The organism is Enterococcus quebecensis, from assembly GCF_001730365.1.
Taxonomy (GTDB): Bacteria; Bacillota; Bacilli; order Lactobacillales; family Enterococcaceae; genus Enterococcus_L; species Enterococcus_L quebecensis.
Map to the genome: position 1 here is coordinate 366,296 of NZ_MIKB01000012.1, position 20,450 is coordinate 386,745.

The 20,450-nt window shown below is 36.5% G+C and carries 16 protein-coding genes, 1 other RNA gene, 1 pseudogene and 1 other annotated feature; of the genes and pseudogenes, 13 read left to right on the plus strand and 5 right to left on the minus strand.

Annotated features, from left to right (window positions below; genetic code table 11):
• Window positions 1-61 precede the first annotated feature (61 nt).
• The 3 genes from BCR23_RS06115 to BCR23_RS06125 all read right to left on the minus strand — a co-directional run bounded on the left by BCR23_RS06115 (window position 62) and on the right by BCR23_RS06125 (window position 1,952).
• Window positions 62-340: a hypothetical protein gene (locus tag BCR23_RS06115; RefSeq protein ID WP_069634589.1), complete on the minus strand. Its 279-nt coding sequence runs from the start codon at window positions 338-340 to the stop codon at window positions 62-64.
• Between the two features lie 66 nt (window positions 341-406).
• Window positions 407-600, minus strand: a non-coding RNA gene (gene ssrS / locus BCR23_RS06120) — 6S RNA.
• Between the two features lie 62 nt (window positions 601-662).
• Window positions 663-1,952 carry a replication-associated recombination protein A gene (locus BCR23_RS06125; RefSeq protein WP_069634590.1) on the minus strand — a complete coding sequence of 430 codons (1,290 nt, stop codon included), beginning with the start codon at window positions 1,950-1,952 and terminating at the stop codon, window positions 663-665.
• Window positions 1,953-2,143: 191 nt separating this feature from the next.
• On the opposite strand from BCR23_RS06125, the pseudogene BCR23_RS06130 reads away from it, so the two are divergent.
• The 13 genes and pseudogenes from BCR23_RS06130 (at window position 2,144) to BCR23_RS06190 (ending at window position 17,345) form a co-directional block, all read left to right on the plus strand.
• Window positions 2,144-2,816 (plus strand): annotated as a pseudogene (locus tag BCR23_RS06130) (DNA-3-methyladenine glycosylase).
• Window positions 2,782-3,267, plus strand: coding sequence for a DUF3013 family protein (locus BCR23_RS06135; protein WP_069634591.1), 486 nt, complete (start codon window positions 2,782-2,784; stop codon window positions 3,265-3,267). The pseudogene BCR23_RS06130 and the gene BCR23_RS06135 overlap by 35 nt, the downstream one beginning before the upstream one ends.
• A gap of 13 nt (window positions 3,268-3,280) precedes the next feature.
• Window positions 3,281-4,228, plus strand: a complete 948-nt coding sequence (prmA, locus tag BCR23_RS06140) for a 50S ribosomal protein L11 methyltransferase (protein ID WP_069634592.1) — start codon at window positions 3,281-3,283, stop codon at window positions 4,226-4,228.
• 1 nt (window position 4,229) lies between these two features.
• Entirely contained in the window at window positions 4,230-4,979 is a 750-nt protein-coding gene (locus tag BCR23_RS06145) for a 16S rRNA (uracil(1498)-N(3))-methyltransferase (RefSeq protein WP_069634593.1), read from the plus strand.
• A gap of 18 nt (window positions 4,980-4,997) precedes the next feature.
• Entirely contained in the window at window positions 4,998-5,645 is a 648-nt protein-coding gene (locus BCR23_RS06150; RefSeq protein WP_069634594.1) for a beta/alpha barrel domain-containing protein, read from the plus strand.
• A 183-nt stretch (window positions 5,646-5,828) separates the two neighbouring features.
• Window positions 5,829-8,042: a RelA/SpoT family protein gene (locus BCR23_RS06155; RefSeq protein WP_069634595.1), complete on the plus strand. Its 2,214-nt coding sequence runs from the start codon at window positions 5,829-5,831 to the stop codon at window positions 8,040-8,042.
• A 12-nt stretch (window positions 8,043-8,054) separates the two neighbouring features.
• A complete protein-coding gene (gene dtd, locus BCR23_RS06160; RefSeq protein WP_069634596.1) occupies window positions 8,055-8,501 on the plus strand; it encodes a D-aminoacyl-tRNA deacylase in 447 nt (148 codons plus the stop codon).
• A gap of 661 nt (window positions 8,502-9,162) precedes the next feature.
• A complete protein-coding gene (locus BCR23_RS06165) occupies window positions 9,163-10,929 on the plus strand; it encodes a choline/carnitine O-acyltransferase (protein WP_069634597.1) in 1,767 nt (588 codons plus the stop codon).
• A 197-nt stretch (window positions 10,930-11,126) separates the two neighbouring features.
• Complete coding sequence (locus tag BCR23_RS06170; protein WP_069634598.1) at window positions 11,127-11,822, plus strand: metal-binding protein ZinT; 696 nt, start codon at window positions 11,127-11,129, stop codon at window positions 11,820-11,822.
• A gap of 142 nt (window positions 11,823-11,964) precedes the next feature.
• Window positions 11,965-12,173, plus strand: a binding site (T-box leader).
• A gap of 286 nt (window positions 12,174-12,459) precedes the next feature.
• A complete protein-coding gene (gene hisS, locus BCR23_RS06175; RefSeq protein WP_069634599.1) occupies window positions 12,460-13,758 on the plus strand; it encodes a histidine--tRNA ligase in 1,299 nt (432 codons plus the stop codon).
• A 33-nt stretch (window positions 13,759-13,791) separates the two neighbouring features.
• Window positions 13,792-15,561, plus strand: a complete 1,770-nt coding sequence (gene aspS, locus BCR23_RS06180) for an aspartate--tRNA ligase (protein ID WP_069634600.1) — start codon at window positions 13,792-13,794, stop codon at window positions 15,559-15,561.
• A gap of 175 nt (window positions 15,562-15,736) precedes the next feature.
• Window positions 15,737-16,471, plus strand: coding sequence for a MurR/RpiR family transcriptional regulator (locus BCR23_RS06185; protein WP_069634601.1), 735 nt, complete (start codon window positions 15,737-15,739; stop codon window positions 16,469-16,471).
• Between the two features lie 85 nt (window positions 16,472-16,556).
• Window positions 16,557-17,345, plus strand: a complete 789-nt coding sequence (locus BCR23_RS06190; protein WP_069634602.1) for an ankyrin repeat domain-containing protein — start codon at window positions 16,557-16,559, stop codon at window positions 17,343-17,345.
• Between the two features lie 254 nt (window positions 17,346-17,599).
• Here BCR23_RS06190 and BCR23_RS06195 read toward each other — a convergent pair whose 3' ends face one another.
• Both BCR23_RS06195 and BCR23_RS06200 read right to left on the minus strand, forming a co-directional pair.
• Window positions 17,600-18,931: a PTS sugar transporter subunit IIC gene (locus BCR23_RS06195; RefSeq protein ID WP_069634603.1), complete on the minus strand. Its 1,332-nt coding sequence runs from the start codon at window positions 18,929-18,931 to the stop codon at window positions 17,600-17,602.
• A complete protein-coding gene (locus BCR23_RS06200; RefSeq protein ID WP_069634604.1) occupies window positions 18,931-20,385 on the minus strand; it encodes a glycoside hydrolase family 1 protein in 1,455 nt (484 codons plus the stop codon). The genes BCR23_RS06195 and BCR23_RS06200 overlap by 1 nt, the downstream gene beginning before the upstream one ends.
• Between the last annotated feature and the right edge of the window lie 65 nt (window positions 20,386-20,450).

The following is a 20,450-nucleotide window of genomic DNA, read 5'->3' on the forward strand; positions in this document are numbered from 1 at the left end:
TTATTACTTACTTAATTGTAGAACAAAACCTTAAAAAAAGAAAATAAAAAAGAAGAGACTGTTATAGAATCTTCTTAGCAAACATAAAACTGAACACGCCCGAAATTACTAGCAAACAAAAAATGTAGAATAATGAAAAAAATTTCAAGTTAAAAAGTCCAACTAAAATACCAATGCCAGCTAGAATCAGATAAAAAACACCAAACTGGTGTAGAAATTGCTTATTATCGTCTGCTTCACCATTGTGCATGATAGGTAGAAAAACGCTTGCTTTTTTTAATAGATAAACACCAATAACAACTAATAATATGACAGCTATAAAAATAAGTACTCGAACCATAAAAGCCCCTCCATCAAATAAAAAACAATTTGCACTTCGCAAATTGTTCGATAATCTAATAAAATGGTAAAATCCGTTAATGCCGTTATTCGTCCTATAGTATTGAACCCGCAAACAAAGCAGGTGGGTTCCACGACTGACAGCTTCGAACTACCAAATGATAAGGCATGTTACCAGCTTAGGTACCAGAAGGATCCCTAGATATCAATAAAATGTTCGGTCAACACACAAAAAAGACAACTCGTACATCACAGATTTACCATCTTTATAATAGCACAACCTCGTACAAACAGCAACGAGGTAGCTTAGATTTGAAAGCGGATTATTTTTTTGAATTCTTTTCTTTTTGCCAATCTTGAATCCGCTGGTATTGTTGGTGTAAAGCTTGTTCATATTTTCCAGTATCAATTGGTTTGTAATAGTGAGCATTTTTTATTTTATCAGGTAAATATTGTTGATTAACCCACGCATTTTCAAAATTATGAGGATACTGATAACCAATGCCTCGATTTAAATCTTTCGCACCTGAATAATGGCTGTCTCTCAAATGACCTGGAACATCTCCAGCTTTTCCATCACGAATATCGGCTAACGCAGCATCGATTGCAACGATGCCGGAATTAGATTTTGGCGATAGGCATAAATCTATTACTACACTTGCAAGAGGAATTCGGGCTTCAGGAAAACCGAGTTTTTCTGCTGCTTGAACTGCAGTGATAGTGCGAGCTGCAGCTGGAGGGTTGCCTAAACCAATATCTTCGTAGGCAATTACCATTAAGCGACGACAAATAATCGGCAAGTCACCTGCTTCCACTAATCTAGCTAGATAATGGAGCGCTGCATCGACATCACTGCCGCGGATTGATTTTTGAAAGGCAGAAATGACATCATAATGAGCATCCCCATTTTTATCATGAGTCAATGCTTTACGCTGTACACACTCTTCAATGATAGAAAGAGTGATCTCAATTTCTTTATCTTCATTTTCTGGTGTTGATTTTACTGCAAGCTCGAGACCATTTAAAGCACTACGTAAATCCCCATTCGTTGCACGAGATAGATGTTGGAGAGCTTTTTCTTCTAGAACTACAGGGTATTCTCCCAAGCCGCGTTCGGTATCAGATAGTGCTTCTTTGATTGCTTTTTGGATATCTGTTTCAGTTAGTGGTTTAACTTCAAAAATTTGAGTTCGGCTTCGAATCGCTGGATTGATAGTAATATAAGGGTTCTCTGTAGTTGCACCAATCATAATAATTCGTCCACTTTCTAAATGTGGCAATAGAAAATCTTGTTTTGTTTTATCTAAACGATGTACCTCATCTAATAATAATATTACTGTGCCGCTCATTTTTGCTTCTTCTGCGACAATCTGTAGATCTTTTTTTGTGTCTGTTGCGGCGTTTAATAGACGAAATGCGTAGTTTGTGGAACCGGCAATCGCACTAGCAATACTGGTTTTTCCAGTCCCAGGAGGACCGTATAAAATCATGGATGAAAGCATTCGAGCTTCCACCATTCGGCGAATGATCTTTCCTGGCCCAACAAGTTGTTGTTGACCGACAACTTCATCTAAATTTCGTGGCCTCATACGATAAGCTAATGGTTGTTGCATCGTTGGACCTCCTTTTCAATTCTTCATAAACATATTATACCACAAAGAACGTACGTTTGTGTTTAGTTGAGGATTTGTACATGTAAGAGGATTAAAAGTAGATAAAAAACAGGGCTGCCGTCTGCCAATTGTTTGTTATTTCAATGGATAATGGGGCTAGATTCGTGTATGATAAGAAGTGGTGAAAACGAATGAATAAAATGATACATTTTTTTAATACAAAATCAACAGAAGAAATTGCGCAATATTTATTAGGGATGTATTTAGAGCATGAAACAGAGAATGGAATGATCCTTTCTGGCTATATTGTTGATACGGAAGCTTATCTGGGTCCAGAAGATGAGGCAGCTCACAGCTTTGGGATGCGAGACACTCCTCGTTTAAAAGCCATGTATGAGAAGCCTGGAACGATTTATCTTTATACGATGCATACTCATTTAATCTTGAACATGGTGACACAAGAAAAAGGTAAGCCCCAAGGTGTAATGATTCGTGCTATCGAGCCAATTGAAGGCATCGAGAAAATGGAAGAAAATCGTAGAGGTCGCAAAGGAATAGAACTATCCAATGGTCCGGGCAAGCTAGTTGCAGCATTGGGAATCAATAGCAATTTATACGGTCAATCGATTTTTGACAGCAGACTTAGGATCGTTCCTGAAAAAAGAAAAACACCCAAGAAAATCATCTCACTTCCTCGTATAGGCATTCCTAATAAAGGAATCTGGACAGACTTACCATTGAGGTACGCTGTTTCTGGAAATCCTTATATTTCTAAACAAAGAAGAAGCGATATTGATCAAAAAGCCTTTGGCTGGAAGGAAGAAAACAAATGAAAAAAACAACAATGTTAACTTATTTAGATGAACAAATGACAAAAAAAATGACAGAGTATGACGTAGCACTAGATTGGAATACGAAAAATCATTCAATTGAAGTTGTTTTTCGATTATTTGCTGAAAATAAAGAACATGAAGCAATCGACGATGCACAAGGGATTGTTTCAGAAGAAGAAATCATTGAATTTGAAGATGGTGTTTTATTTTATAACCCTGAAAAAACATCTGCAGATGAAGACGATTATTTAGCAGTCATTCCGTATGAAGGAAAAAAAGGAATCAAACAATCTATTCTAGATGGTTTTGTAGACTATTTAAATGAAGTATTAGCAGAAGGACAAAGTGATTTGTTAGACTTTTTAACGGATGAAGAACAAGAAGTATTTGAGCTAAAATGGTCACAAGAGTCTTTTGATGAAGCTGTTAAAAAATATCAAAAAGCTGAGGGCGATACGTATATCGCTTATCCAACCTATTAAAGGAGGTACCTACATGAAGTGGACAGAAGTAAAAGTTGAAACAGCAAGTGAAGCAGTGGAAGCAATCTCAAATATTATGATGGAAGCTGGAGCAAGCGGTGTTGCCATTGAAGATTCTTTAGATGTCGAAAATTTTCAAAGTGATCTTTATGGTGAATTGTTAGACAAAGAGCAATTTACTCATATTAAGGATGGCGCATTGGTGATGGCGTATTTTCCTGAAACAACATTTTTACCGGAAATTTTACCTTTTATTAAAGAAAGCATTACCCGTTTGCCAGAGTTTGGTTTGGAAATTGGTAAGAATGAAGTAAACGTTAGTGAAGTCGCTGAAAGTGACTGGGCAACTGCTTGGAAAAAATATTATCATCCAGTGCGTGTTACTCGTTTTCTGACAATCGTTCCAAGTTGGGAAAAATATGAGGCACAAGATGGGGCTGAAAAAATTATTACTTTAGATCCGGGGATGGCCTTTGGTACAGGTACGCATCCAACAACACGCTTGACATTACAAGCTCTGGAGACCGTTTTACGTGGTGGTGAGACGTTGCTTGATGTTGGTACAGGTTCTGGTGTGTTAAGTATTGCTAGTAAATATTTAGGGGCTAAAGAAGTTCATGCTTATGATTTAGATGATGTAGCTGTGACTGCCGCTAAAGAAAATATGGATATGAATCCGATTGCTAGTGATGTTCATGTATCAGCTAATGATTTGTTGAAAGGTGTAATGATTGAAGCTGATGTGATCGTGGCGAATATTTTAGCAGATATCATTACCTTGATGATTGAAGATGCATGGCGTTTGCTGAAAAATGATGGAACATTGATTGTTTCTGGTATTATTCAGGACAAAAAAGCCATGGTCATAGAAAAAATGACAGAAACGGGTTTTCTTGTAGATCAAATTTTCCAACAGGGAGATTGGTATGCGATTATATTAAAGAAAACAGAGGAAGAGTAAGATGCAACGTTATTTTTTAAGTGAACCTTATGAAACCAAAGAGCAATACACGATCACTGGAGAAAATTATCATCATATTGTGCGAGTGATGAGGATGGAGCCAAAACAGCAAGTATATTTGGTATTTAGTGATCGCTTGGCAATCATTGCGGAAATTGTTGATGTTACGGAAGAAGCAGTCTACTTAAGAGAAATCAGTAAAGAACAAGCAGAAAAAGAGTTACCAGTCAACGTCACGATTGCTTGTGGTTATCCTAAGGGAGATAAATTAGAATGGGTTGTTCAAAAAGGAACCGAACTTGGTAGTCACGAGTTTATTGGATTTCCTGCCAAGTCATCTGTTGTAAAGTGGGATCACAAAAAGTTAGCTAAAAAAACAGAACGCTTGAAGAAAATTGCTACGGAAGCAGCTGAGCAATCTCATCGTCAGTTTGCACCTGATATTGTATTATTAGAGAAAGAACAAGAGCTGATATCGATTTTTTCTAACTATGATAAAGTATTGATTGCTTATGAAGAATCTGCAAAAAGTGGGGAACGTAGTAGCTTTGCTACAGCACTTAGCGAACTAGCTGTTGGGGCGTCAATTTTGATTATATTTGGTCCAGAAGGTGGTTTTTCACCGACCGAAATCGAGGTGTTTCAAGAACATGGTGGTATTCTTTGCGGCTTGGGACCGCGGATTTTACGCGCTGAAACGGCGCCTTTATATGTATTGAGCGCCATTAGTTATCAATTTGAATTAGTGTAAGTTATAAGGGGGTTAGTTATGGAGTTAAGGTTGCAAAAACTTTCAGTTATGTTAACGGATCCAGCGTTTACAGACCAACAGTTCACAGAAGAAATACTTTTCTTGAAAGAATTTCCTGTAGGTTCAATTTTTGTTTTGCCACATAATGTAGCAAGAGCCAAACAATTATTGAATGGAACAATCATTCAAGTAGGTAGTTTTGTCGATTTTCCGCTAGGCAGAGGAACATTAGCTAAAAAAGCGTTTGAGACAGGACAATTATACAGAGATGGTGCATCAGATGTTTTTGTGACTATGCCGCCTGAGCAGTTGAACAGTTATGGCAATCAGAATTATCAAGCATTAGCACCGCTGGCATTTGGGCGGAACGCCCTTGGATTTTTTATAGATAGCAGTAACTTAACGGACAATCAAAAACAAGCATTGATAATGGATATCGCAGAGTTGAATGTTAGTCGGATTTCTTTAGGGATTGATTTGACAATGGAGCAGGCAATCTATGATATGAGTATTTTTCGGACAGCTCGAAGAAAGAAAATAAATTTCCAAGTAAATGTAAAAGCGCCAACCTTACTTGAAATCGAATTACTTTTTCAAGCGGGAGCCTCTCAAATCGGGATCGGTAATGGTCGGGAGATCTTGCCTTTAATTTCAAAGTGGAATTAAATTGTGAGTAATTGAAAATCTAGTGAAATTTAGTATAATAAAAGATGTTGGAAGTGCTACTGTTTCAAGTGGTACTTTTCTTTTTTAAAGTGATATAACAAATTGTAGTAATTTACGTATTTTACATAAGTCAATCGGACACGTTACGAAGGTGTCTGACATAGGGACAAAGGAGTGATAACAATGCCAAAAGAGGAAATTATGACTGGTCCAGGAGTCATTAAACTTGTATCGAAATATATGGCACCACAGCATGTTGCGTTTGTTCAAAAAGCCTGTGATTATGCTGAAAAGGCGCATGAAGGTCAAGTTAGAAAGTCCGGAGAGCCTTATTTTATTCACCCAATTCAAGTTGCAGGGATTTTAGCTGAATTACGGATGGATCCGCACACGGTTGCAACAGGATTTTTACATGATGTGGTAGAAGATACAGACGTAACGTTGGAAGATTTAAAGAATGAGTTTGGGGCAGATGTCGCTATGTTAGTTGATGGTGTGACTAAACTTGGAAAGATAAAGTATAAATCTCATGAAGAACAGTTAGCTGAAAATCATCGGAAAATGCTTTTAGCGATGGCACAAGATTTGCGTGTAATTATGGTGAAGCTGGCTGATCGTCTCCATAATATGCGTACACTAAAGCATCTAAGAGAAGACAAACAGCGCCGAATTGCCCAAGAAACAATTGAAATTTATGCACCTCTTGCACATCGTTTAGGGATTAGTCGAATCAAATGGGAACTGGAAGATACAGCATTGCGCTATATCAATCCGAATCAATACTACCGTATCGTTAATTTGATGCAAAGTAAAAGAGATGAGCGAGAAGCCTATGTTGAAGAAGCGGTTGAGGATATTCGAATAGCGACAGAAGATTTAGATATTTATGCCGAAATTTACGGTCGTCCTAAACATATTTATTCAATCTATCGGAAGATGAAGGATCATAAAAAACAATTCAATGAAATCTATGATTTATTAGCGATCCGAGTGATTGTTGATTCTATCAAAGATTGCTATGCTGTTTTAGGTGCGATCCACACGAAATGGACCCCTATGCCAGGACGGTTTAAAGATTATATTGCTATGCCTAAAGCAAATATGTATCAATCCATCCATACAACAGTAATTGGACCAAAAGGAAATCCAGTAGAAGTACAGATCCGAACGCACGAAATGCATCAAATTGCTGAGTTCGGGGTTGCTGCTCACTGGGCTTACAAAGAAGGTAAGACTGAAAAAGTAGATGAAGACAATGATACAAAACAACTAAGTTGGTTCCGTGAGATTCTTGAATTGCAAGATGAGAGTTATGATGCTTCTGATTTTATGGAAAGTGTTAAAGGCGATATTTTCAGTGATAAAGTCTATGTCTTTACTCCGACCGGTGAAGTAACGGAATTGCCAAAAGGTTCTGGACCGCTTGATTTTGCTTATAGTGTGCATACGGAAATTGGAAATAAGACAACAGGTGCGAAGGTTAATGGGAAAATGGTTCAATTGGATTATACACTGAAAAATGGTGATATTATTGAAGTTTTAACCTCACCAAATTCCTTTGGCCCAAGCCGTGATTGGCTAAAAATGGTAGCAACAAGCAAAGCACGAAATAAAATCAAACGATTTTTCAAAGTTCAAGATCGTGAAGTCAACATTATCAAAGGACACGATGCAATTAGCAAGTTTTTGCTGGAACATGGTTTTGCGCCAAAAGAATTTTTGAATAAAACCAAAATGGCGGAAGCGTTGGATCGTTTTAATTTCCAAACAGAAGATGATCTTTATGCAGCTGTTGGTTATGGTGAAATTAGTGCGCAAATGGTGTCCAACCGTTTAACTGAAAAGGAACGGAAAGAACAAGAGATGGTACGCCAAAAGCAAGAAGCAGAAGAGTTGATGACACAGCCCGTCAAAAAAGAATCGGATAAAATGAAAGTTCGTCATGAAGGCGGAATCGTGATTCAAGGCGTAGAAAACTTACTTGTTAGAATAAGTCGTTGCTGTAACCCAGTGCCAGGAGACGAGATTGTCGGTTATATTACGAAAGGCCGAGGTGTTTCGATCCATCGTGCGGATTGTCCGAATGTGCAGTATCAAGAAGAACTTGCTCAGCGTTTGATTGAAGTTGAGTGGGAAGATACTGATAATTCAAATAAAGAATATGATGCTGATTTAGAGATTTATGGCTATAATCGTAGCGGATTATTGAATGATGTGCTGCAAGTAATTAGTTCAATGACCAAAAATTTAGTGAGTGTGGAAGCAAAACCAACGAAAAATAAAATGGCGATGATTCATGTGACAGTAAAAATTCAAAATCTGGCTCATCTAAAAACCATCGTGGATAAAATCAAAAATATACCGGATGTTTATAATGTCCGTCGTACCAACGGCTAGGAGGAATAAATTATGAAAGCAGTCGTTCAGCGAGTGACCCAAGCTGAGGTTATGATCGATCAAAAAAGTGTTGGAAAAATCGATCAAGGCTTCATGATTTTATTAGGAATTCATGAAATCGATACAGCGGAAGATGTGGCTTATTTAATTCGTAAAATCAGCAAGCTTCGTGTTTTTGAAGATGAGGCTGGTAAGATGAATTTAAGTATTCAAGATATTCAAGGAAGCATTTTGAGTGTTTCTCAGTTTACCTTGTATGCAGATACAAAGAAGGGCAATCGACCTAGTTTTATTGAGGCTGCTCGTCCAGAGACTGCGATTCCTTTATATGAGTTGTTTAATAAGCAGTTGAAAGAATTAGAGATCCACGTGGAAACTGGTGAGTTTGGGGCTGATATGGCCGTGTCATTGATAAATGACGGACCGGTTACGATTATTATTGATACAAAGAATAGATAAAGAAATACATCTGGAGTACTAGTATTTCTCCAAAAGAAAACAAGCTTGATTTTGATGATAATTGTCAAAATTAAGCTTGTTTTTCTATCTGTTTATAGCATCTATTTCCTTGTCCACTCATAGTAACAGCGAACTGCATTTCTTGCGTAGCGTTGGAGACAGCCTAACTATAAGCTTGACCAAATGCATTGATTTGCTCCGTATGGGCTTGTATGGCACCTATCTAAGCATCTACCTCTACTTTGAAGGCTTATAATTCAGCTTTAAACCAAAACTTTTGAATGACCATTCCTCTTTTGTTAGGATCTCTAAATCGTCCTCTATTTTCTGCTCTAACAACGCAGTTATCTAATGCGATTCTTTGCTTTCAATTTAATAAAAAGTATATCTTACTAAAAAACAAGTAAATGAAATATTCAAAAATAGTTTTTACAATTTTTTGTCAGTAATTCAAGTTGGTTTATATATCACTAATTTATTCTATGTTTTTTCAAGATTTCTCGTTTTGATGAAAATTGAATAAGAGCGAATTATCAGGTTAATTCAAGATAAAAAGTTCTTTTTTTATTTTTGTTATTATGTTCAATTATTTTTAGAAAAGGGACATATAAAGAAGAAATGATTGGTATAATGAAAGAAAAAGAGAGCGTTGAGGTGTAAGATGGAAAAATATAAAGAGCAACTGTTACCGAAATTAAAAAAATTGCCTGTGCCTGAATTACATGAAACCTTAAGAGAATTTAGTGAATGGATGAGACCACTGATGACATTAGAAGAGCTAAAAGACTTTCAAAAGAAAGTTGTAGCCTTTGGTTTTTCAGATGGAGTAATATTGCAAAAGGATTTGGTTCATTATGCCGAAAAAACAACGGGGAGTTGGTTGGCGCCCCTTTGGGAACAGAATTATTTAGAAAGTCGAGGCTATTTGCAAAGCGAGTCGAACTTTGCTTTGGTTATTAACCCAATTTATTATGATCAATTGACATCTAAAGAAGCCAAAGCGGCTCAACTGGTGTATCAATTGACGAATAATTATCTTCGCTTAGTTGATGGCACATATCCAATGGAATATACGAAACAAAACCAACCTGTTGATATGTCATTTTATATGAATTTTTTCAAAAGTTGCAGAATTCCTGGCGGAGAGATCGATTCTTTTTATAGAGGAGAAGCGAAGGCAGAAGGTAATTATGTTGTGATTTTTGCAAATGGTATCTATTTTCGTTTAGATGTGACAAATGGTTTGGGCGAAATTTATCCCATTGAACAATTGTTGGAAAATCTGCAGTATGTATTATCAGCGGAACGCACCCCCAGAAAAGGCGAAGAGTTGATTCCTTACCTCACAGGTGTCAAAAGGGATGAGTCAGCTTCGATTTATGAACAGCTAAAACTAGATGAAAGAAATAGTCAAAATTTGAAACAGATTGAAGAGGCATTATTTATTCTAAGTTTTTCACAAGGAAACGATGATACTGAGGATGAACGAATCAATGATGTTTTGTTAAATACAAGCCATCAATTCTTGGCAAAAACAACACAGGCGATCATCACGAAAAACGGTTATATTGGATTTAATATGGAACATACTGCGATTGATGGTGTGCCAACTATGAATCTACTGACCAACGTATTTAATTCCTTCAATGAGGGAGATTTGCCAGTTGCTAAAAAGGGTTCAGCTCGTATAGTGGAGAGATTTGAATGGGTCTTAACAAATGAATTAATCACTGATTTAGAACAATCACGAAAGAGCGTTATGGAAGAAAATAGCTCTTATAGTATTAAACATCAAGTCATCTCTGATATCGGAAAAGAACAGATGAAAAAAGCCAAAGTCAGTCCAGACGCATTTTTCCATATTGCTTTAGCGATGGCGCAACAAAAGGTTTTTGGAAAGTTAAGATCGATTTATGAACCAGTTGCTATGCGTATGTTTTATGAAGGGAGAACAGAAAGTGCTCGTTCAATTAGTCTAGAGAAAAAAGTATTTGTCGAGGCATTTTATGAAAATACTGAAGTGAATTCTAAAGAGGAGTTAGCGGCATTATTTAAAGAAGCTGCATCCGCTCATTCAGATCGAATCAGGCAATGTCAAAATGGTAAGGGAATAGAACGGCATCTTTTTGGGCTACAAAAAATGGCTCTTAATCCTGAAGAAGGAGCGAGATTTTTTTCAGCGGAAGCACTTGAAATATTAAGAGAAGATTTTATCTCAACAACCGGAATTCCCTATGATTTATTAGAGTCCTTTAGTTTTGGACCAGTAAATAAAACTGGTTTTGGCCTTTATTACGGTATTCTAGATGAAAAAGTGATTCTGACGATGTCAGCAAAAAAAAACAATGAAAATGAAACAAACCAATTACTGGAAGCTATTCATAAGGCACTTATTTCATTAGCAGAACTATTAGATAGTGGATTGTAAACCTTTTATATTGTGAGTAATAGATAGAAATCTTATCTTTGCTTACAATATTTTTTTATTTTCTATTGTTTTTTTTCGAAAGGTAGTATAAAATAATTTGATTAAATCGTAATCGTTACGTTTTGTGGTTTGCAAACCAGAAATGATAAGAAGCTATTATTAGGTTTAATCAATAAAAATGGAAAAGAGGTTGGAAGATGAAAAAGAAAAATACGGAGTTGTTTAAAGGAATCGGGATTCTTTTGCTGGGGATGTTGGTAGTTAGTGGTTGTGCAAAAACAAATAACACAGAAACAGTTGAAACAACTAGTCAATCTTCAAAAGAAAAACAAGCGCATAATCATAAACATTCTCACAGTAAGGACGGAGAGTTTAAAGATGATGAAATTGAAAACAGAACATTACAAGATTGGTCAGGCGATTGGCAATCCGTTTATCCATACTTGCTTGATGGCACCTTAGATGAAGTTCTTGAACACAAAGCAAAAGAAAAAAAGGACAAGAGTTTTGACGAGTATAAACAATATTATACGACAGGCTATAAAACGGAGACCGAACGAATCCTTATTAAGGGAAATACAGTTGAGTTTTTTAAAGATGGCATTTCTCAAAAATCAGACTATCACTATGATGGGTATCGAATCTTAACATATGAATCTGGTAAAAGAGGTGTACGCTATCTTTTTAGTGCAGTAGATAAAAATAGTGGTGCACCGCTAAATATTCAGTTTAGTGATCACAATATTAAGCCGACAAAAACTGAACATTTTCATTTATATTTTGGCGATGAGAGCCAAGAAGAGTTACTGAAAGAATTGGAAAACTGGCCGACTTATTATAATAGTGAGTGGTCAGGTTCAGATATCCTTCACGATATGCTTCATCATCATTAAGAAAATAGAAAAGTTTTATTAATAAAGGCTGAAATAGATGTACTAAGGAAGAATTATCAGATTATTTTTTGTCTCAGAGGGTGAAATTAATTGAATTCCCTTGACTTTACTGGGGAATTTTAGTAATTTATATTTAATATCTAAAAAATCAATGAAAGAACGAGTAGATTTCAATCTAATTGTATAAGAGAAAGTTGCCGTGGCTGAAAGCAACTTCAATAGAAAAATCGAAAGACATTCTGGAGATGAACGGAGGAAAAACCGTTCCGTTACGAGCGTTAATCGTTAGAGGAAAGAGCAATCTTTCAAAACTTAGGTGGTACCGCGTGTGTCTATTCACTCGCCCTTGTAATTATACAAGGGCGAGTTTTTGTTGTTTATCACTTTAGATATAAGAGCTAAAGCTGAGCATGCTTGGCTTCACTAGAGGGGATGATGAACAATACTTGGCGAACGAAGTGAGAGAAGTTATCTTAACTAGTGAACTATTAAACGCCATGATCCGAACAAAAAGAAATGATCAGTGAATAAAAAGTAGTACCTAATTTTACAAACGACTTTAGAGCTGCTCTAATCTCAATCAATCTTTACCAAAACACCTTACAAATAACAAACAATAAAATAGGAGATGAAAAAAATGAGTTATCAAAAACCAAAAGGCACCAATGACTTATTACCAGGAACTTCTGAAAAGTGGCAGTTCGTTGAAGAAACGGCTCGCTTGATTTTCCGTGATTATCAATATGAAGAAATTCGCACCCCTATTTTTGAACACTATGAAGTGATCTCTCGAAGCGTGGGAGATACAACTGACATTGTTTCAAAAGAGATGTATGATTTTTATGATAAAGGGGATCGTCATGTAACATTGCGCCCAGAAGGGACAGCTCCAATTGTTCGTTCATTTGTTGAAAATAAATTATTTGGACCAGAATTTGCGAAACCTTATAAAACCTATTACATGGGACCGATGTTCCGTTATGAGCGTCCGCAAGCAGGACGTCTAAGACAATTTCACCAAATTGGAGCAGAAGCTTTCGGAAGCGTTAATCCAGCGGTTGATGTTGAAAGTATGGCAATGGCTTTAGACTTTTTTAAACAGTTAGGGATTCAACAAATTCGCTTGGTGATTAACTCTTTAGGAGACAAAGCAACAAGAGCTGCTTATCGTCAGGCTTTGATTGATTATTTAGAGCCAAAATCGGCTGATTTAAGTGAAGATTCGAAACGTCGTCTACACGAAAATCCTTTACGAGTTCTAGACAGTAAAGATAAGAAAGATCAAGCGATTGTAGCGGATGCGCCATCGATTTTGGATTATTTAAGTGAAGATTCAAAAGAGCATTTTGAAATAGTCAAAACAATGTTGAATGAGCTAAATATTCCTTTTGAAGTGGACAGTAACATGGTTCGTGGCTTGGATTATTACACAAATACAATTTTTGAAGTGATGAGTGAAGCACCTGGTATGGGCGCTCAAGCAACGATTTGTGCCGGCGGTCGATACGATGGTTTAGTGGAAGAGCTTGGGGGACCTGCAACCCCTGGTTTTGGTTTTGCAATGGGAATCGAACGTGTGTTGATTACAATGGAAGCAGAAGGCGTAGTTGTTCCAGTGATCAATGAAGTAGATGCCTTTGTTGTAGGACTTGGGGAGCAGACAAATATCGAATCATTAAAACTAGTTCAAGCTATTCGTAACTTTGGTTTTTCAGCGGATCGAGATTTTATGGATCGAAAAGCAAAAGCACAATTTAAAACAGCAGCTAAATTAAATGCAAAATTAGCACTGACTTTAGGTGAAACTGAGTTAACACAAGGCATTGTCAATGTAAAATCAATGGCTAGCCGTAAAGAAAAAGCATTTCCACTATCAGATATTTACGAGAGATTTGATGAAGTCTATGATGAAATGATGACAGTGATGTTTGATTAATAAATAGTAAAAAATGAAGAGGAGCAACAATCAATGACAAAAAGAACAGTATACTGCGGAGAAGTTTCGGCAGATTTAGTAGGACAGGTAATCACATTAAAAGGTTGGGTACAAAAACGCCGTGACCTAGGTGGAGTTATTTTTATTGACTTGCGTGACCGTGAAGGGATTGCACAAGTTGTTTTTAATCCAGCCCATTCAAAAGAAGCATGGGAAATTGCAGACAAATGCCGTAGTGAATATGTAATTGAAATCACTGGCGAACTAACATATCGTGATACAGAAGCGATCAACCCTAAAATGAAAACCGGTGAATTTGAAGTAATGGCAACAGGAATCACGATTTTAAATACGGCTAAAACACCGCCATTTTTAATTGAGGACGAGAATAATGTTGGTGATGAAATTCGCATGAAATATCGTTATTTAGATTTACGCCGTCCACAAATGACAGCAAATTTAAAATTACGTCATGAAGTAACGAAAACAATCCGTCATTATTTAGATGACACTGATTTTATGGATATCGAAACACCTTACCTAGGTAAATCAACACCAGAAGGCGCTCGCGACTATTTAGTTCCTTCCCGTGTGCACGCTGGACATTTTTATGCGTTGCCACAATCGCCACAAATTTTCAAACAGTTATTGATGAATGCTGGTTTCGATCGTTATTACCAAATCGTTCGTTGTTTCCGTGATGAAGATTTACGTGGGGATCGTCAACCAGAATTTACCCAAGTCGATATTGAGACAACTTTCTTAACACCAGAAGAAATCCAAACAATGACAGAAGAAATGTTAGCGAAAGTAATGCGTGAAACAAAAGGAATCGAAGTAACATTACCATTCCCACGTATCAGCTATGATGAAGCAATGGCGCGTTACGGTAGTGACAAACCAGATACACGTTTTGATATGGAATTAATTGATATTTCAGATGTTGTCAAAGATGTTGATTTCAAAGTCTTCCAAATGGCTTTAGAAAATGGTGGGCAAGTCAAAGCGTTGAATGCTAAAGGTGCAGCGGATAAATATTCAAGAAAAGACATGGATAATTTAGGTACGTATGTTAGTCAATTTGGAGCAAAAGGCCTAGCTTGGTTGAAAGTCGAAGAAGATGGATTAAAAGGTCCAATCGCTAAATTCTTGACAGATGTTTCAGATGAATTAATCAAAGCAACAAATGCTGAGGTCGGCGATATTTTGATGTTTGGTGCAGATAAGCCAGAAGTAGTTGCAGCAGCATTAGGAGCAGTTCGTTCTCGTTTAGGAAAAGAATTAGGTTTAATCGATGAGTCGAAATTTAACTTCTTATGGGTTGTTGACTGGCCATTGTTTGAATATGATGAAGAAGCTGGTCGTTATGTTTCTGCACATCATCCATTCACACAACCAAAAGAGTCTGATGTGGAATTACTTTCTACAGATCCATCTAAAGTCTACGCTGAAGCTTATGATATTGTTTTAAATGGTTACGAACTAGGTGGAGGTTCACTACGTATCCACAAGCGTGACTTACAAGAAAAAATGTTTGAAACATTAGGATTTACAAAAGAATCAGCACAAGAACAATTTGGCTTCTTGTTGGATGCATTAGATTACGGATTCCCTCCACACGGCGGAATCGCATTAGGTTTAGACCGTTTAGTGATGTTATTAGCAGGCGAAAACAACATTCGTGAAGTGATCGCCTTCCCTAAAAATGGGAAAGCAGCAGATCCAATGACTAGCGCACCAAGTACTGTTTCACCGCTACAATTGTTTGAGTTGAATATTGATGTAACAGCAATTGATGAGTAGAAAAAGAAATAACACTTGATTTAGATAAATAAAAAAACGAGTTCCCCATAAACTTTTAGCGTTTATTCGGGGCTCGTTTTTTGTTTATTGAAAGATCACTGATTAGCATTCTTTACTTATATCTAAGCCTCCACTATAATGTACACATAAATTTGAACATAAGTAGGTTAAGTCGATGCTAGAAAAAATATCAGCAGTTAAACATCTATCTGATGCCGATGAAGTACTGCAAAACTATATTTTTAGAAACTTAGAAACTATTTTTACTCTTTCAGCTAGAGAAATCGCAGCTCAAATTCCTTGCTCTCCTTCAACTGTGACAAGGTTTGTACGGAAATGTGGCTTTGATTCTTATCATGATTTTCAACGCTATGTCAAAAATGAAGTCAGTAAAGTTGCTGGTCAAGGAATGACTGATACGATTTCACTTGAAGGGATTTTTGTGAATCAAGTTTTTGCTGAAAATGTTTTAGAACAAGTTGAGATGGTTAGTGAGTTATTACAACAATCAAGTTTTATTTATTGTGTTGGTATGGGGTCATCAGGAGTGATGGCCAATTACGCTGCTAGAAAATTCAATACGATAGGATACAAGGCAATGCATTCCAATGAGCCATATGCACCCTTTCTTTCTACACAAATGAAAGAGGGGGACAGCGTGATTATTATTTTTTCCACTTCAGGAGAAACAGCTGAAATTATTGAACTTGTTCGATTATTAAAATCAACTAGCAAGCATATTATCAGTATTACCAATACGCATGATAATACATTGGCCAAACTTTCAACGATCAATATTCCTTATTATATTGAAAATCAGCGACTACCTTATAATTTTGATTTATCTTCACAGATTCCGACAGTCGCATTAATCGAGTATTTAGTTGCTTTTTGTTTTAATAAGAAATAAATCTCGCTGAAACGGTTGAATTTATAATTCGTTTATATTTATGCTTTATACTGAAAATAAGACCCAGTTAAGGAGGATAAATAGAATGAAAAAAACATTCATGCTAAAGATAACGGTACTGTTTTCTTTATTACTTATTTTTTCAGCCTGTCAAACGAAAAAAAGGGAGTCAAAACAAACGGTGAAGGAGAGTACGAGTATGACAAGTGAAAAAAGTGATACAACGAAGTCTCAATTTAGTGAACCTCATTCTCAGATCTCAGAGTCGAGAAGTAAATCATTTCCAGTAGGAACGCTGATTCAAGCAGTGAATGAGAATAATACGGCGAAAGTTCAAGAAATACTTCAAGATAAAAACTATCCGATTGATGAAGTAAATGCGCAAGGAGAATCACCTCTGTTGATTGCTACCCATCAAAACTTTATCGAAATTGCTAAACTGCTAATCGATAGAGGGGCAGATATCAATCAGCAAGATCATATCTCTGACAGCCCTTACCTTTACGCAGGTGCACAAGGCAAAACAGAAATCTTGAGATATATGTTAGAAAAACAAGTACCGGATCAGCAAAAAGTTAATCGTTTTGGTGGGAATGCCTTGATCCCAGCTGCTGAAAAAGGTCATCTGGAGAACGTTGAACTTTTATTAAAAGATGGTCGGGCTAATATTAATCATCAAAATAACTATGGCTACACAGCTTTGATTGAAGCGGTGGCATTAACAAACGGCTCTTCAGTCTACCAACAAATCGTCAAAGTATTATTAGATGCAGGAGCAAATAAGGAGTTGAAAGACAATACAGGTCGAACAGCTGAAGATTATGCGAGAAGCTTAGGCTACTCGGAAATAGTAATTATGCTAAGTTCTAAGTAGATAGTATTAAAGAGGGTGAGACAAAAGTGCTGTTTACTTTTGTCTCACCCTCTAAAACCAAATAAATGATGGTTAAAAAGCAGCTATACGCTTCACTTCGATCACATCCAATGTTTAAGGACTAAGAATAGATTACCAAGAATTTGAAGAACAATTTCCGGTAATCTATTCTTATTACTGTAAAACACAACAAGGTACGAGTTGATGTTGCACAGTACCTACTTGGTTCTCGGAGCTAAAGGCTCATGTCCAAACTATTTTGCATTTGCTTGTTCAAGTTGATACTCTTTTTTATCTGCCATTTTAAAGAATGGATACCAAACCAATACGTTAACAATCAATAATACAACAAAGATCAATAAATAATTAAAGCCGCCTTTCAAAGCCATAACAATAGGTGCCGGAGTTGTCCAAGGTAATGCAATCAGCGGATTATATTTAGAAAAATCAAGAATCGACAACATGCCCCAAGTAATACCGCCCATCAAGATAGGGGAAGCAACCATCGGTATAAAGAAGAAGGGATTTAACATCAAAGGCATTCCAAAAATCAACGGTTCATTCACATTAAAAATCACTGGTGGTCCTGCTAATTTGAATAATTGTTTATAGCGTTCTGATTTTGCTGTGAACATTGAAATAACTAAGCCGTAAGTACTTCCTTGGCCACCAAAAGAGTTACCGCAAACAAATGAAACAACAGCCATTGCTAAAAAAGGAAGTTCTTGATGTTGTTGATAAGCCGCCATATTTGCTAGCATATTAGCAGTCATAACCGGCATCACAACGCCATAAACCATATTGGGGTGAATTCCGAAAAACCACAACATATTTGCTAAAGTAAAAATAATGATGATTGCAATTGGTGAACCAGTTAAAGATTGTAGTGGTGCTTGAATCAATGTTGTAATAAAAGCAAAAATATTGTCAAAAGGTGTAAATGAGAATAGGACTCTGATAATAAAGAATACTGCTAGAATAAGACCTGATAAAATTGCTGGACTTAATGATTCAGAGACATTTGAAGGAACAGTATCAGGCATTTTAATCGATAAGTTTTTTCTGATAAAGAACGCATACATAACAGCTGTCAAATAACCAACAATGATGGCAACAAATAATCCGGTTCCCCCAGTATATTGACTAGCGAAAGCTTCTACATTAGTACTTGCAGTGACAGTGGCTTGAGTTGGAAATTCAGTAACCGTTTTTTCTAAGGTGTAGGTTTGAACTATTTGTGGCATTAAAATAAAAAATGAACCAATAGCTAAAAGTCCTGCCGGTAGTGGATCTAAGCCTTCTTTTTTAGAATAGATATAAGCAAAGTTGAAAGTCACGTAAACAGAAAGCAAACTAATCGTCGCACCTAAAGCGGCGTTAAAATGAGCAGTCATTCCTGTTTTAGCTAAGAATTCAATCCATTGAGGAATAGGGAAATTACCAATAATCATCAATAATGCAACGCCTAATGTAATTGGCGTGGTTCTCATAAAAGCTTCAGACAATGCACTAAAAAATTTACTGCCGTTCATTTTTTGAGCAATTGGACCAATAAATTTATTTAGAAAATTCTCTAATCTTTCCATTATTTACGCCCCGTTTCATTTAAGTAATCACCATTTGTTTCAATCACTTTTTGATACCAGTAAAAACTATCTTTTTTATAGCGATTCAATGTCCGTTCTGATTCTTCATCTCTATCCACATAAATAAAACCATATCGTTTTTGATAGCCATTTAGCCAACTGAGTAAGTCGGTAAAACTCCACGTACAATAACCTAATACTTGAACACCATCTGTGATAGCTTCTTGAATTTCACTTAGGTGTTTTTCTAAGTATTCGATGCGGTAAGGATCATGGATTTTACCATCTTCAAATGTATCATACTCGCCTAAACCATTTTCGGTGATCAGTACAGGCAATTGGTAGCGACTTTCAATGGTTCGTAAAGCAACGCGAATACCTATAGGATCAATCGTCCAATCCCAATTGGTTTGTTCTAAATAAGGATTTTTGACGAATTTGCTGATTCTTGGGATTTCAAGTTCTTGACTTGAACCTTTTTGACCGGAATTATTCATTTTCATTTTTCCTGTAAAAGAATCGTTGTTGCTGGCTTTAACGGCAGCGGTTTGATAATAATTCAATCCGATAAAATCGGGAAGACCTTCGAGTAGTAATGCTTCATCGGCTTTGGTGATTGTTGGCGCTATTTGCAGTGTTTCCAGCTGTTTAATTACTGTTCTGGGATATTTACCTATACCATATACATCTAGCCAGAAAAAGCCCATTAATTCCTCTGTATCGATTTTGGCAAGAACATTGAGAGGATTACTATCAAAAGCGTAAGTTGGGCCATAATTGAAACTTGGACCGATTTTTCCTGGATAACCGCCAGCTTTAAAGGCCTTAATCACTGAAGCGTTGGCTAAATTAGCTATGTGATTGGCATTAAACATTCTTTTTATATCACGAACTGCTGGTGGATGAGTTCCTAATAAATAGCCGTGAGTGATAAACACATTTTGTTCGTTTAAACTAACCCAATACTTCACACGACTAGAAAAAGCATCAAATAGGACTTTGGCATAATTCGTGAAGTCTTCAATAATAGTACGAGATTCCCAGCCCCCATACTCCTCTTGTAATGCTTGGGGTAAATCCCAGTGATAAATTGTTACAATCGGTTCTATATCATATTTCAGTAATTCATCAATTAATTGGCTGTAAAAATCCAAACCTTGTTGATTGATTTCACCTTTTCCAGTTGGGAAAATTCGTGACCAAGCGATCGAAAAACGATACGCTTTTAAACCTTGCTCATTCATTAAAGCGACATCTTCTTTAAAGCGGTGATAATGATCAACTGCAATGTTACCGTTGGTATTTTTAAATGTTGTGTCTGGTTTTGTTACAAAAGAATCCCAGACTGAAATACCTTTCCCATCTTCTTGGTAGGCACCTTCAACTTGGTAAGCAGCAGAAGCACTTCCCCATAAAAAGTTTTTAGGAAAAGAATCTAGTTTTGTATGACGCATAATCATTCCTCATTTCAGTAAAATTTATACAACTTGATCATAACTGAAAAAGCGTCGATTTGTAA